Source organism: Paenibacillus sp. FSL K6-1318 (assembly GCF_037976905.1).
Lineage (GTDB): Bacteria > Bacillota > Bacilli > Paenibacillales > Paenibacillaceae > Paenibacillus > Paenibacillus amylolyticus_A.
The window spans coordinates 5483451-5497090 of sequence record NZ_CP150270.1 but is presented as its reverse complement, the minus strand read 5'-3'; the positions used below and the strand labels follow the sequence as shown (position 1 = coordinate 5497090).

Annotated in this window: 14 protein-coding genes; 7 read left to right on the top strand and 7 right to left on the bottom strand. The window is 45.6% G+C overall.

The genetic code is table 11. The features are described 5' to 3' along the window. Positions 1-98: 98 nt before the first annotated feature. Positions 99-326: a hypothetical protein gene (locus NYE45_RS24405; protein WP_062837943.1), complete on the bottom strand. Its 228-nt coding sequence runs from the start codon at positions 324-326 to the stop codon at positions 99-101. Positions 327-575: 249 nt separating this feature from the next. On the opposite strand from NYE45_RS24405, the gene ppk1 reads away from it, so the two are divergent. Further along, complete coding sequence (gene ppk1, locus NYE45_RS24400; protein WP_264935124.1) at positions 576-2657, top strand: polyphosphate kinase 1; 2082 nt, start codon at positions 576-578, stop codon at positions 2655-2657. On the opposite strand, the gene NYE45_RS24395 is transcribed toward ppk1, so the two are convergent. Both NYE45_RS24395 and NYE45_RS24390 read right to left on the bottom strand, forming a co-directional pair. Further along, positions 2617-4146, bottom strand: a complete 1530-nt coding sequence (locus NYE45_RS24395) for a Ppx/GppA phosphatase family protein (RefSeq protein ID WP_340014354.1) — start codon at positions 4144-4146, stop codon at positions 2617-2619. The genes ppk1 and NYE45_RS24395 overlap by 41 nt on opposite strands. A 26-nt stretch (positions 4147-4172) precedes the next feature. After that, positions 4173-4427 (bottom strand): hypothetical protein, encoded by a 255-nt coding sequence (locus NYE45_RS24390; protein ID WP_340014353.1) that lies wholly within the window; start codon positions 4425-4427, stop codon positions 4173-4175. 236 nt (positions 4428-4663) lie between these two features. On the opposite strand from NYE45_RS24390, the gene NYE45_RS24385 reads away from it, so the two are divergent. Then, positions 4664-5323 (top strand): YheC/YheD family protein, encoded by a 660-nt coding sequence (locus NYE45_RS24385; protein ID WP_339167130.1) that lies wholly within the window; start codon positions 4664-4666, stop codon positions 5321-5323. 355 nt (positions 5324-5678) lie between these two features. After that, entirely contained in the window at positions 5679-5822 is a 144-nt protein-coding gene (locus NYE45_RS24380) for a sporulation histidine kinase inhibitor Sda (RefSeq protein WP_017692430.1), read from the top strand. A 21-nt stretch (positions 5823-5843) separates the two neighbouring features. On the opposite strand, the gene NYE45_RS24375 is transcribed toward NYE45_RS24380, so the two are convergent. Next, positions 5844-6095 (bottom strand): hypothetical protein, encoded by a 252-nt coding sequence (locus NYE45_RS24375; RefSeq protein WP_076333170.1) that lies wholly within the window; start codon positions 6093-6095, stop codon positions 5844-5846. A gap of 75 nt (positions 6096-6170) precedes the next feature. Further along, a complete protein-coding gene (locus NYE45_RS24370) occupies positions 6171-7172 on the bottom strand; it encodes an NAD(P)/FAD-dependent oxidoreductase (RefSeq protein WP_340014352.1) in 1002 nt (333 codons plus the stop codon). 524 nt (positions 7173-7696) lie between these two features. Here NYE45_RS24370 and NYE45_RS24365 point away from each other — a divergent pair. Continuing rightward, complete coding sequence (locus NYE45_RS24365) at positions 7697-8890, top strand: NAD(P)/FAD-dependent oxidoreductase (RefSeq protein ID WP_340014351.1); 1194 nt, start codon at positions 7697-7699, stop codon at positions 8888-8890. Then, a complete protein-coding gene (locus NYE45_RS24360) occupies positions 8887-9141 on the top strand; it encodes a hypothetical protein (protein ID WP_036673350.1) in 255 nt (84 codons plus the stop codon). Before NYE45_RS24365 ends, NYE45_RS24360 begins: the two co-directional genes overlap by 4 nt. A gap of 149 nt (positions 9142-9290) precedes the next feature. On the opposite strand, the gene hemQ is transcribed toward NYE45_RS24360, so the two are convergent. Continuing rightward, positions 9291-10037, bottom strand: coding sequence for a hydrogen peroxide-dependent heme synthase (gene hemQ / locus NYE45_RS24355; protein ID WP_340014350.1), 747 nt, complete (start codon positions 10035-10037; stop codon positions 9291-9293). A gap of 227 nt (positions 10038-10264) precedes the next feature. Between hemQ and NYE45_RS24350 the strand changes: the two genes are divergently transcribed. Then, positions 10265-10558, top strand: a complete 294-nt coding sequence (locus tag NYE45_RS24350) for a YuiB family protein (RefSeq protein WP_264935111.1) — start codon at positions 10265-10267, stop codon at positions 10556-10558. A 387-nt stretch (positions 10559-10945) separates the two neighbouring features. Beyond that, positions 10946-12481 carry a helicase DnaB gene (locus NYE45_RS24345; protein ID WP_036605770.1) on the top strand — a complete coding sequence of 512 codons (1536 nt, stop codon included), beginning with the start codon at positions 10946-10948 and terminating at the stop codon, positions 12479-12481. A gap of 106 nt (positions 12482-12587) precedes the next feature. On the opposite strand, the gene NYE45_RS24340 is transcribed toward NYE45_RS24345, so the two are convergent. Then, positions 12588-13406 carry a hypothetical protein gene (locus NYE45_RS24340; RefSeq protein WP_340014349.1) on the bottom strand — a complete coding sequence of 273 codons (819 nt, stop codon included), beginning with the start codon at positions 13404-13406 and terminating at the stop codon, positions 12588-12590. Between the last annotated feature and the right edge of the window lie 234 nt (positions 13407-13640).

The following is a 13640-nucleotide window of genomic DNA, read 5'->3' as shown; positions in this document are numbered from 1 at the left end:
ATGTGATTAGAAATGTTGACGCACCTCCTTTCCTTGTGGCAAGAGTATACAACACCTTGTTTCGGAAAGCTAGTCTTTTTTACGTATTTACAGAGAAATTATTTTTCGGTCTGGAACATCGTGATATCTCGTGCATAGTGACTCTTGGTTCCGTCATTGTTGCGAATGCGCACGCTATCTTCACTGATCCGCTCGACAATGCCGCTACCTACTTCACAGTAGACGCCAGCCGGGTCTTCCTGCCATGCGCTCACTACACATTGAGAGAGTGCAGCCGTGAAAAACTCTATATTTTTTTGTAACGTTCTAGGTTTGTTGGATTTCATTATATACTCCTTTAAATACTGATATTTGGAAATGATAACAAGCAACCGGACCAAATCACACTGTACTTCACTTTACTCTGTCTATTGACCTTTGTAAAGGGATGGAAAAAGTTGCGCCCATGAGGTATCATTTACATAAATTTTACGTAGCGTTTACACTGCGCTGACGCTTGATGTTGATTACGAATAGTACAATTATAGTAGAACTTCTAACCAAGAATAGATATGCAACACATTCGGAGGCCATACATGCATAGAGACGTCAAAACAGGTAACTACGTTAATCGCGATTTAAGTTGGGTTGAGTTTAATCGGCGCGTACTTCAGGAGGCCCAGGATCCAACCACGCCCCTGCTGGAACGCATGAGATTTCTCGGGATTGTCGCCAGTAATCTGGACGAGTTCGTCAGTGTAAGAGTGGCAGAGACGAAAGAGAAGATCAAGGCCGGATTTACGCAAAAGGATTTTACAGGGTATACCCCTTCGGGATTATACCGCAGATTGATCAAACGAACCGGGACCATGGTCGCCGAACAGTATAAAACGTATCGTGAACTTATTCGTCTACTTGCCAAGAAAGGCGTAAACATTCAGGAATATACAGATCTTAATGTGACACAGCAGCGCGCAATGGACCAGTACTTTCATGAGATTATTTTCCCGGTACTCACACCGATGGCGATTGACCAGAGTCGTCCGTTTCCGCTGGTACACAACAAGTCCGTCTATCTGTCCGTGATGCTGCAGAAGGAAGGGGAACAAGAGGGCGAGCCGTTTATGGCTATTGTTCAGGTACCTTCCAATCTGCCTCGGGTGGTTCAGGCCCCCATTCGGGCGAATAGCAAAAAGAAAACATTCATACTGATTGAAGACCTGATCAAACATCATATCCACACGCTCTTCAGCGGATATATCTCGCTGGCTGCGCAGGAATTCCGGGTGACCCGCAATGCGGATCTGTTCATTAATGAAGAAGAAGCGGAAGATCTGCTGGAGGCTATTGAAAAAGAATTGCGGCGCAGACGCCGAGGGGCTCCTGTACGACTGGAAGTCTGCAAGGATTTTCGTCCGGACGCTTTACTTGAATTGCAGGATGAATTCGATATTCAGGACCCGGTGTACGAAATTGATGGACCACTGGATCTGAGTTTTCTGGCTGGATTCGTAGATAGTCTGGACGGCTTCTCACATCTGAAATACAGTCCGGTGAAGCCCGTCTATCCACTGGAGTTCCTGCCCAGAGAAAGTCATTTCGAGCTGCTGCGCAAACGGGATGTGCTTGTGCATCATCCATACGAATCATTTGAACCGGTCACCGATTTTATATTGGAGGCTTCGGAAGATCCAAGAGTTCTGGCCATCAAGATGACCTTATATCGGGTCAATGGCGATTCACGCCTTATTCCGGCACTTGCACTTGCTGCTGAGAGTGGTAAGCAGGTCACGGTTGTGGTGGAACTGAAAGCCCGGTTCGATGAAGAACGCAACATTGCTTGGGCCCGTAAGCTGGAGAAGGCCGGTTGTCACGTGGTCTATGGACTGGTTGGACTGAAAACCCATGCCAAAATCATCCTTGTGGTACGCAGGGAACAGCAGGGTTTGAGACGTTATGTTCACGTAGGAACCGGTAACTATAATGAGAGTACGGCCAAAGTGTATACAGACGTGGGACTGTTCACCTCCAATCCGATTATTGGAGAAGATGCTTCCGAATTGTTCAATGAGATTACCGGATACTCCGGTCCGAAGGCATTACAGGCGTTCCACGTAGCTCCGGATGGTATGAAGGACGAACTTTTTTCCCTGATTCGTAGAGAAACGGAGCATGCGCTGAAAGGCAAACCTGCCAGAATCATCGCCAAGATCAACTCCTTATCCCATCAGGACATGATTGATGAGTTGTACGAGGCTTCTCAAGCTGGAGTACAGATCGATCTGATTGTACGCGGCGTATGCTGCCTGCGTCCGGGGGTAGAGGGGCTTAGTGAGAACATTCGGGTCATTAGCATTGTGGATCGTTTTCTGGAGCATTCACGGTTGTTTTATTTTGAAAATAGCGGTAACCCCGATGTATTCATCTCCAGTGCAGACTGGATGACACGTAACCTGAATCGAAGAATTGAACTGATGTGTCCTGTATTCGATCCAGAGCTGAAGAAGATGCTGGTGGATATCCTTAATCTGTCCCTTATGGATAATGTCAAAGCGAGACAACTTATGCCTGGTGGCAATTATGTATTTGTAGAAAATGAAAAGCCCCCGCTGAGAAGTCAGACGGAGGCCATGGGAATTATCCCTTGGAAGCCTGCTGAATGGAGTGCGTTAACGTAACTCCCCAGGCTTCCTGTAAGTCCTTGACGGCCTCTTCCAGGCCATCAAGTTCCAGTAACGGCTCGGCTGTACAGGTGAAGTGCACCTGCAGCGAGTCGTTTTCTTTTGTTGCTTCGATCGCAGCGATGCTCTCGGATCGATTGATGGCTTCGGCTACGCGCAGCAGAGAGCCTATACGATGAGCATGCCGCTCATCCGAGTTTTTTAGAATGTCCCGGTGCTTATTCAGCAGCTGTGGTGTTCTTTTTTTAGGATGATAATCGGCTGCACTGGCACTGAGAATGGTCTCCCGGTGAGAAAGTCCATAGATGCTCGCATTCATAATCCAATAGGCCGAGTGCTGCGTATAACGGAAATAGTTAATCTGCTTACCAGCCATATGCAGCATGGAGGACGCATACAGGATTCGGGCATCTGCTTGATCAGGCGTAGTACCTTGCAGTGCAGTATACAGGGTAACTGCATCCTGATGAATCCGTTGCAGACGTTTCTCTGGAATAGGGGGACCAAAATGGATAAAGTTACGGATACTGTCCTTCAGCGCGTCCGGAACGACCGCTTGACCTCCAGCCATGTAATCTCGCAACAACCCGTCCCGTAAACCCGCACCACTAACCACATACCGATCACCCTGTATTAATCTGAAAACAGTTCGCAGGATCAATACGCCGGGCACAATGATATCTGCGCGATCTTTGGCGAGTCCAGGTACCTTTTTGCGCTGTGCCGAGGTGAGATGTGGCAAGGAGCGTGCGATGTTCTCCATCGCTTCTTCACCGATCTCATAATGATGGGTGACAGGCAGCGAATACTGGGTACGCTTCTGTTCCACTTTGGCGAGTGTACGCATCGTGCCTCCAAGTCCGATGAGTGGCAGGCCAGGATGCTCACGAATCCAATCCTGTCCACGGAGAGCTTGAATGACTTCGTTGCACAGGGCATTCGCATTCGCTTCGCTCCACTGATCTTCACCCCCGTAACGGGCATGTGAATTTACTGCACCAATAGGTAGGGAGACGCTATGTAACCTTTTCCGATCCCGAAAGACCGTAATCTCCGTGCTACCGCCTCCAATATCCACGACGTAACCGTCTGCCAGTTCAATGGATTGTGTTACGCCAAGGAAACCATAATAGGCCTCCCGATCTCCGGATACACATTCAATGGTAAGCCCCGTTTCTGTCTCCAGCCATTCGATAATCTGTAGGACATTGCTTGCATTACGAATAGCTGCCGTAGCTGCTGCGCGAATCAGTTTGGTTTGATACGCTTCACATGTCGCTTTGAATTGACGCAAGATGGTGATGGCTTTATTCAGAGAATGACGCAGAATGGTTCCATCCGACTCAACAACGCTGCTCAGACGAGCGGCGTATTTGTCTTCATGAATAATGCGATAGGCTTTGTCCTGATCCAGTTCATATATAACTAGACGAATGGAGTTCGAGCCGATATCAATAATTCCTAAGGTTTCATTAGTACGTGTCATAAGCATCTCCTTCTACAGAGGTTCAACTACCCGAAGTAAAGAAGGGCAGCCATGGCTTCCGGTGAACCCGGCGGTGTGGCAGAGAAGGGCGTAGTTAACATAACAACAATGATAAAGACGATGAAACAGGCAAATATAAGACAACTCACGGCAAAGCCGCGATTGCGCTTTTGAATAAACAGTCGGATACCTGTGACAAAGAGAAGTACCGTGACGGCTACCAGAACGATCGACATTGCAAAATAGGCTACGCCATATAGTGATTTGAAAAATGCTTCCATTTCTTCTGAACGCTCCTTAGATCCTCATATTTAAGCCCTTCCAGCCATTCCTTAGTAGCATACGACAGATTGACTTGTTTGAAAAGCAAACCGGGCGCTTGTTCCTTTTTCCGCCATCACCTTGGGACATGTTCCATGGAAAAGGGGCCTTTGCCTTGGACAGACATCCAAGAAAGCACGGCTTCTGTTGAGTATGTATAAGGAAGGACTATTGTTCTAGGGAAGGAGATCAACCCATGTCGAGACAGCTTGCAAGCAAATGGCGGAAGACAGCAGCACTGCTGAAGTACCCGGTAGCTGCTGTCCATATTCCACAGACCAAGGCATTCAACTCGGGGAATCTGCTGCACATGCTCAGTCGTTATGGAATGGTGTATGTCAAACCTATTGTCGGTGGCGGAGGTTACGGTGTCATCCGGGTATCGGCGAGCGGAGGGGCTTATCGATACACGCATATGAAAACGACCCGTTCTTTTGCCAGTTTCAGTCAGATGTATCGCTCTCTGGTGCGTGTAAAGGCAAGACGCAGGTACTTGATCCAGCAGGGCATCCATCTGGCAACGATTCAAGGGAGACCTGTTGATTACAGAGTCAAAGTCGTCAAGACCGAACGAGGCTGGGTATTCCGTTCCTTGGTAGGACGACTCGCTCGCCCAGGACTCTGTGTGACGAATCTAAGCAAGGGTGGCACCATGCTATCGGGACGGAGAGCCCTTGGTTTATCCCTGCCACATATATCCGGTAGGCACAAACGCCGGGAGATGCGCTCCCTTACACTGACATGCACATATATTATGGAAAGTCAGTTTCCCGGTGTAGGTCAGCTTGGATTTGATTATGGGCTGGATTATTCAGGCAAGATATGGATTCTGGAAGTGAATACCAGACCACAATAAAAAATGGGTGGAAAAGCTTAAGAAAATCCAAGAAAAACCGATAATATATAGAAGAAAACGGTATGAAAAACGTTTGAAATTTTACATTACAGGGTAATTTACTCGCAACAAGTCTTGAAACTATGAATTTATTCCAAAAAAAATACGCTGATAAACGTTCTGTTGGAAGTGCATCTTTCCTGTGCATAAATATTGTCCACACTATACACGTTGATTACTCAACATTTTTACCAATTATCAACAAACTATGCACAGGATTTCCACATATGATTGTGGATAACAAGAACGCTTGTTCTCTATATGAATCTCTGATATGATAGTTTTGAGGAAAAAAAAGGAAAGGTTGTGGCGGGAAATGGCTATGTTATCCGATGAGATGTTGTTGGATTCCTACCATAAAGCGATTGAGTTGAATCTCGAACGAGATTTCATCGCACTGCTGTTGGCAGAAATCCATAAGCGCAAACTGGGTACCGACGTATCTGCCATTCTTCACTAGAGATCCTCATTGCAGGCAATGTTACAGGTTTCCGGACAAGTCCCATAGTGAGACAGGCCATGGCGTGCTCGTCTGACAATGGTGACAGTACATCACATGATTGCAAACGTTTTCGGCTTCGTCTGCCGTGTCAGAGGAAGTCTGGAATGCGTAGGGGCTGTATGGTCCGGTGTAGTCGTCCAATTTGCCGCATTCTAACAGTCCCTGAAGGCAGTGGGGGCAAGCCTGCTCCGGTACAACCAGACCGTTACACAGCGGGCATATATAAGACAAGGGTATCCCTCCTGATATGGATTCACTCAGGAGTAAGATACCCTTTTTTGTATCAATTATGTTGTTTCAGCGAAACTAGCGTTTCATGTTGCTGCTGTGTCCCGGGGACAACTTGGCATCCGGATCGAAGTATACTTTCGCATTGTTGACTGCTGTTGGAGCTTCACCGAATCCGACAGCGATCAGCTTCAGTTTGCCTGGGTATGTTGTAATATCCCCGGCAGCGAAGATCCCTGGAATAGATGTTTCCATACGGGAATCCACAACGATGGAGTTGCTGTCAATTTCGATTCCCCACTCGGCAATCGGCCCGAGAGAAGAGACGAATCCGAAGTTAACAATCACGTCATCTACTTCGATTTCCTGTGTTTCTTTGGTTTTGACATGGGAGAGGGTTACCTTGGTAATGGTGTCATCCCCATGCAGTTCCGTGATTTCGGTCGGTGTAACGACATTCACCTTGGAATTTATCAGGTTTTCGACACTGTGCTCATGCGCACGGAACTTGTCCCGGCGATGGATCAGCGTTACTTGCTCAGCGATGGGCTCCAGCATGAGTGCCCAGTCTACAGCGGAGTCACCACCGCCACTGATCAGTACCTTTTTGCCAGCGAAAGCATTCAGATCACTGATGAAGTAGTGCAGGTTGCTCTTCTCGAACTTGGCAGCACCTTCAAGCTCCAGGCGACGTGGTTCGAATGCACCTACACCAGCTGTAATAATGACGGCTTTGGCATGATATTCATTCTCATCCGTCTTCACGACGAAATGTTGTTCATCCTTTTTCTCCACCGATACAACTTTTTCTTCAAGGCGGATGTTCGGGTTAAAATGACTCATTTGCTCAACCAGGTTATTCACCAGTTCCTGAGCCGTTACTTTCGGGAATCCGGCTACATCATAGATGTATTTCTCCGGGTAAAGAGCGGCAAGCTGTCCGCCAAGCTGTGGCATGCTTTCAACCAGTGTAACGGATGCCTGACGCATCCCACCGTAAAATGCGGCGAACAGACCCGCAGGGCCTCCACCGATAATAAGTAAATCAGTCATATCATGACTGGAATTCTGTGCAGTCAAGAATCAACAACACCTTTCATATTTTAATAGGTAGTTAACAGGGAGAATGTGCAGGCTACGTATCGTAACCGGCGTTGGTGCTGAACTGTCTTTCCTATTATAAACGGTGTATTCAGGGTTGCAAAGTTAGCTGTATCACGAATCTGAGAATAATTGATGAAGATCAGATGATAATAGGATGAAATTGGAAATGAAAGGTTATGAAAAATAACAAAAAAAACCTTGATCTTTACCAGAAATACAGATATCCTTGACCTGTACTATGTGTTTTTTTGTCTAATTTAGAGTCAATATGTAATGTAAAGACAACTCCCGTGTTTTGTGGAAACTTGTGGTTAATTTCACAACTTGAAACGATAACTTGCGTGCAAACGAATCAATTTTGATGCAAACGTTTAAATAAATTCGCGAAGTTAACATTTGTTGTCATAATGGGCAAGACTTCATCAATATTTGTAAGTAAGTGTATTTTGCATCTCACCCAGGATTGGGCTGGTGCAAGTGAAACCGGAAGGGGTATAGACATGAGCAGTATTCCCAAAATCGTCATCCTCGGCGCGGGCTATGGCGGGATTCTGACAGCCCAGCGGCTGCAGAAGGAATTGAACTATAACGAGGCCGATGTCACATTGGTGAACCGGCATGATTATCATTATATTACTACACATCTACATATGCCGGCAGCCGGCACGGATACCATTGAGCATGCAAGAGTCCCTATTTCGAAGCTGATTGATGAGTTCAAGATTGATCTGGTCAAGTCTTCCGTGAAGGAGATTCGTCTGCAGGATCGGAAGATTATTTTGGAGGACGGCACGTTATCCTACGATTATCTGATTATTGGACTAGGCGGTGAGCCTGAGACCTTCGGTATTCCGGGCATGCTCGACCATGCCATGACGATCCGCAGCATTAACTCGGTCAGACTGATTCGAGAACACATCGAATATCAATTTGCGATGTACAAAAACGACAACAAACGAAATCGTATTCGGTTTGTCGTAGGCGGAGCAGGTTTCAGTGGCGTTGAATTCGTAGCTGAACTTGCAGATCGCATTCCACAGCTGTGCAAAGAGTTCGACGTGAATCCGAAACATGTGCATATCTACAATGTAGAGGCAGCGCCTTCGGCTTTGCCTGGATTTGATCCGGAACTGGTAGAGCATGCGATGAACGTGCTGAAGAAGAAAGGTGTTACCTTCAAAATTGGTGTTCCAATTAAGCAATGTCTCCCGGACGGGGTTATTGTGGGTGAGGGTGAAAAGCTCGATGCTGCTACAGTCGTATGGACCGGCGGTATTCGCGGTAACTCACTGCTTGAACAGGCAGGTCTTGAAGTGATGAGGGGACGAGTGAAAGTAGACGACTACCTGCGTGCTCCAGGGCATGAGCATGTCTATGTCATCGGTGATAATTCACTTGTGTTCAACGCGGAAGGACGGCCTTATCCGCCAACAGCCCAGATTGCGATGCAGCAGGGGGTAAACTGTGCGAAGAACGTGGTGGCATCCATTCGCAAGAAACAGCCACAACCTTTTATATTTACGAGCAAAGGCACAGTTGCTTCATTGGGTAAAGGTGAAGCCATTGCTGTTGTAGGCGGCAAGAAATACAAGGGCTGGAAAGCGGCTCAGTTGAAGAAGCTCGTTGATCTGCGTTATCTGTTCATCATTGGTGGTATTCCGTTAGTCCTGAAGAAAGGGCGGTTTTTTGGATGAGACATTGCAGTGTTCAGGTCCGGGGACTATTAACGCGTGAGGAACTGGATCGATACAACGCCCTGATGCAGGTCGGTGGTTATCTGGAGGAACAGGATCAGTATGATCTGGCCTACATCGTGCAGAAAGAAGTGGATATTCTCATTTTGCCCGCGATTGAGCGGCTTAAAGAGAAAGGTCGTGACCGTGACCGGGCCACAGCCGAATTCCTCGAATCGCTGAAAGCAGTTGATGAAGAGGACGAGGATTAAGAATTAACAGAGACTTATAAAATAGAGTGAACAACTGCAAATGGATCATCATCCGACTCGTTGTCCACAAATACATGAATGAGAAAAAGCACCGCAGACAATATCCTTAAAAGGAGATGTCGCGGTGCTTTATTGTGTGTTGCACTATTTTACAGCTTAAGCATGTCTTCCAGAGTTCCTTCGTTCAACAGACTTCCCACATAGAACGAACCGAATTCGCCATAACGGGCGCTAACTTCATCAAAACGCATCTCATAGACGAGTTTCTTGAACTGAAGTGCATCATCCGCAAACAGCGTAACGCCCCATTCCCAATCGTCGAAACCGACAGAGCCGGTAATGATCTGTTTCACTTTACCCGCATAGCTGCGACCAATCATGCCGTGACTCCGCATCATGGTGCGACGCTCGTCCATGGACAGCATGTACCAGTTGTCATTCAGCTCACGTTTTTTGTTCATCGGATAGAAACAGATGTATTGCCGTTGTGGCAGAACAGGTTTCAAACGGGCGATAATCTCCGGATTTTGCATCGGGTCTTCGCCTTCTTTGCCAAGGTAGTTGCTCAGCTCCACTACACTGACGTAGGAATACGACTTAGTTGTGTATTGAGCAAACATCGTTTTGTTAAACGCGTTCTCCACAGCCTTCAGATCTTCCAGCGTTTCACGCAGGTGCATCATGACGAGGTCTGCTTTTTGACCTACAACCGTATACACGACTGTACTTCCTTTGGATGAATCCTCGACTTCTTTCCATTCTTTCCAGAAGGCTTGAAGCTCGTCCAGTGCTACAGCACGTTCTTCATCATCTGCTGCTTTCCAGGCGGCCCAGTTAATCGAGCGAAAATCATGCAGGGCATACCAGCCCTCCAGTGTTGATGCGGCTTCGTTCATTGGTTTTGTTCCTCCTGCAAGGTATATTCCAAATCCCTATAAGGGACGGGTGAGTGCTTTATCGTTTACATTGTATCCCAACATGAAGCAGAAGGGCAAATGGACAGAGCGTGAATATAGGGAAATTTGTCCAGAAAGTTCGTTGCTTCGCCACATTTTTTGCGGTACACTAACTACTATCCAGAAGTGAAACCTGAATGTGTGAAAGAAGAGGTGAATGTCGCCCGATGCAATTTATACCTGTGTTGGTATTAATGGTATTATTTTTCGTTATGATGTTTGGTATCGGTTTCATTCTGAACATGCTGATGAAGACAACCTGGTTTCCTTCCTATCTGTTCATTATTGTAATTCTGCCTATTGTTGTGTACTCTCTATGGGATCATTCGTCATCTCTGGTGTCACATCTGGGTTCTTTCCAGCTTGTAGATTATATGACGGGTATCGCTGGACTGGCTGGTGCGGTAATAAGTGGCTGGACGATTCAGAAGTTGCGTCTGGGTGGGTACAGAATGTTTTAGTGTGCTGGAAAGAGGTAACACATGCATGACTGTAATCGCGAGAAAGTCTTGTCTTTGTCGTAAACGCTTACGAGTACAAAGGGAAGGCTTTTTTGCTGTTCATTTATATAAGATGGATTATTGTAGAGTTGTACTTCATATATATCTGGAGAACATTTTCTTCAGATCTTTACTTGTATTCTGCTGTTAGAGCTTTTATAGTATTCTAGCGACTCTCGACATGTTTTTTTTCGAAAGTTGCTTAATTCTGCGAAAACGTGAATGATGTCGACCTAGGACGAAATGGAGCGAGAACAGGCCATCTTTTTACCTGTTTTTGAGCATTTGAGGATCAGACATTTATGATAGAATAGATAAACATACTTTTGGGGAGAAGGAGATCAGGCTATGCGCATGAAGAATCTGCACCATTATACTGAACATCATCGCTACTGCGTATACAGGGAGTTTGGACTTAGCGCCCTGGATGACCGTATGCTTACAGGAGCATATCAGCCCATGGTAGGTGCTTTTGCGGTTGGCTTGTATCGGCTGTTGTTTCAGCATCTTCCCGGTGAACAGGTCGGTTATTCGCCGCTTGAACAGCAACGGAGGCTGTTCATGACACTTGGACTTGAGCCAAGTGAGAAAGGGCGTAAATATTTGCTAGAGCAGACATCCAAGCTTGAGGCAGTGGGGCTGCTTCAGACTTCAAGGCTATATATTCCGGAAAATGATGATTACATCTACGAATATGAGCTGCAACCGCCGCTCTCTCCGGCAGAATTTTTCCGGACACAGCATTTGACACTGCTGCTTCGTGACAAGATAGGCAAATTTGCCGTCCTTTCCCTGCGATCCGGTTTCTCGGCAGTGGAAAATGGGGACGCGCCTTATCCGGCAGCCAATAAAGAGAATATTTCCGTTCCCTTTTACGATATATTTGAATTGAATACACATGTTATTGATTACGAGTTGGAGCAAGCATTGTCGGAAGTATCGACTACGGCCCAGCGGACAGGCACGAATGATGCAGCGGAAGAAAACAGTTTGAACTATGCCGACATTATTTTGCGTTTTCCGCGGGAGTCGGTCAATCGCCGTCATGTAGAGCAGCTGCGGTTCGATCATGAACAACTGGGCATTGTGAATTATGTAGTGAACAAGTTCAATCTCAGTGTGCAGGATGTATGCCGTCTGCTGGATGAAGATGATATCTTCAGTCCACAGGGCCAATTGATTTTGGATGATCTCCAGCATAAGGCGAGCATGCAGTTCAGACAGACGAAGAAGCGTCATGAGCAACAGACTGTACAAGCAGCCAAGGTAGTGGCTTTGAGACAGCATATGGAGGAGCCAGAGCGGAAAGAGGACTCTGGTGAACCACCTGTTGAGCATGGAGTGCAGATGGAATACTACGTCGAAGTACCTCCACAATTTATGACTAAGTGTGATATTCATCAATACAATATGATGTTGCGGAATGAGCCGTATACGCGTCTGCTGCAGACGTTCTTCCCAGGTGCAGTACCGGACAATCTGATTGATATATTTGAGAAAATTGACCTGAGCTACAAGTTGCCGGGTGAAGTTATCAATGTATTGATTCATTATTTGATGGCATTACTTGTATCTGGCGGAGAGCAGCGAATTAACCGTAACTTCGTTGAGGCGATTGCCTCCAACATGCTGCTCAAGCAGGTGAACTCCTACGAGAAAGCCGTCCAATATATTCGCGATCAGGCCAAGGTCAAAGGCAAACAGGCTGCTGGTGCAGCTGGAACCCGTACCCGTACATACGGCAAAGGAACCAAAGCCAAACCCGAGATTCCGATTGTACAAGACATAAGCACCGATGGAGACGCCGTATCCGAGGAAGAGTTCGAAGAGATGATGCGATTCGCCCAGCAGATGCAGGCGAGTAAGCAAAAAGGAACTTCTTAAAAATTTTAATAAAACCAAAGGTGAGTCCTCCGATTAATGGAGACTCGCCTTTTTGCTATATAAGTTGAACTGAAGAAACGTATTTTTCGTCCAATCATTTTTTTTATTATTTTGTAGGATATTTATCTAATTTAAACCACTGCTGAAATTCCTTTTTTGTGATTCTTTTTACAGGCTTAACTTTTTTGCTTCCTGTATCGTATCTGAAAAGAATCCATTGATCTGAAGGATACTCACTAATGTAATCCATATTTTTTCCGTTCTTATGCCATAAAATTAAACCGGTGCTAATATAGTTGGTTGCCCGAGGGAGATAAACAACACTGTCTTTCTTAGTGTCGTATATTGCTAACGTGCTTTTCTCCGTATTTCCATAAGAAAATGCAATGATGTCTTCTTTTGGTGACCAATTATATGATGAAATGGTTTCTACATTTTGTTTACCTAATTTTTCAAGACGTTCGTTTATAATCGTGTACTTTCCTGTTTTAAGGTTCACGAGAATGAGGTTGCTGCCTGCACTTTTTTCGACTTGGATAGCAATCCATTCATTCGATGGAGATTGAGCAATACTAGTGATATCCAATAATTTAACTTCAAAATCTCCCATTTGTAGAGTGTGCTTTTCTTTACCATGAGTAACTGCAATAGTGTCAATTATGTTTTGCTCAAAATCGGCAGCAGCATCTAGCTTTAAGATGTTCGCGGTTATAGAGGTATTGTCACCTTTCCAGACAATTTTGTTTGAGCTTATTGTTTTTTCAAACTTAGATATATTCTGGTATGTCGAAGCGTTCACAGATGTTGAGCCAGCAGCAATGTGTGCTATTTTATCAGAAGTATGAAATGAAGATGATGCAGTTGATAACGTGCCCATGCTTCCTAAGACAATTACGCTTGATAATAAAACATTGGTGTATTTCATTATTATCTCTCCTTCATTTTGGAAAGTAGATTTACATGTTGTGATTCCCTCCAGAACTATTCCAATCTTTGCTTATCGTTATAAATTTGTAAAGATATGAAATCATAGAGATGATATGAAATGAGATTTCAAAAAGGGTGATTAGTCCTGTAAGTAACAAACCTGAAAAGTTGAATACATATTTATTTTATATTTATGTGGCCTTCTGACTCTCTCTGGTGTCTAATTCATTGT

Coding starts and splice junctions, on each gene's coding strand:
- NYE45_RS24380 (WP_017692430.1), top strand. CDS start 5,679: ATGGCTATGTTATCCGATGAGATGTTGTTGGATTCCTACCATAAAGCG.
- NYE45_RS24360 (WP_036673350.1), top strand. CDS start 8,887: ATGAGACATTGCAGTGTTCAGGTCCGGGGACTATTAACGCGTGAGGAA.
- ppk1 (WP_264935124.1), top strand. CDS start 576: ATGCATAGAGACGTCAAAACAGGTAACTACGTTAATCGCGATTTAAGT.
- NYE45_RS24390 (WP_340014353.1), bottom strand. CDS start 4,427: ATGGAAGCATTTTTCAAATCACTATATGGCGTAGCCTATTTTGCAATG.
- NYE45_RS24395 (WP_340014354.1), bottom strand. CDS start 4,146: ATGACACGTACTAATGAAACCTTAGGAATTATTGATATCGGCTCGAAC.
- NYE45_RS24345 (WP_036605770.1), top strand. CDS start 10,946: ATGCGCATGAAGAATCTGCACCATTATACTGAACATCATCGCTACTGC.
- NYE45_RS24405 (WP_062837943.1), bottom strand. CDS start 326: ATGAAATCCAACAAACCTAGAACGTTACAAAAAAATATAGAGTTTTTC.
- NYE45_RS24365 (WP_340014351.1), top strand. CDS start 7,697: ATGAGCAGTATTCCCAAAATCGTCATCCTCGGCGCGGGCTATGGCGGG.
- hemQ (WP_340014350.1), bottom strand. CDS start 10,037: ATGAACGAAGCCGCATCAACACTGGAGGGCTGGTATGCCCTGCATGAT.
- NYE45_RS24350 (WP_264935111.1), top strand. CDS start 10,265: ATGCAATTTATACCTGTGTTGGTATTAATGGTATTATTTTTCGTTATG.
- NYE45_RS24340 (WP_340014349.1), bottom strand. CDS start 13,406: ATGAAATACACCAATGTTTTATTATCAAGCGTAATTGTCTTAGGAAGC.
- NYE45_RS24385 (WP_339167130.1), top strand. CDS start 4,664: ATGTCGAGACAGCTTGCAAGCAAATGGCGGAAGACAGCAGCACTGCTG.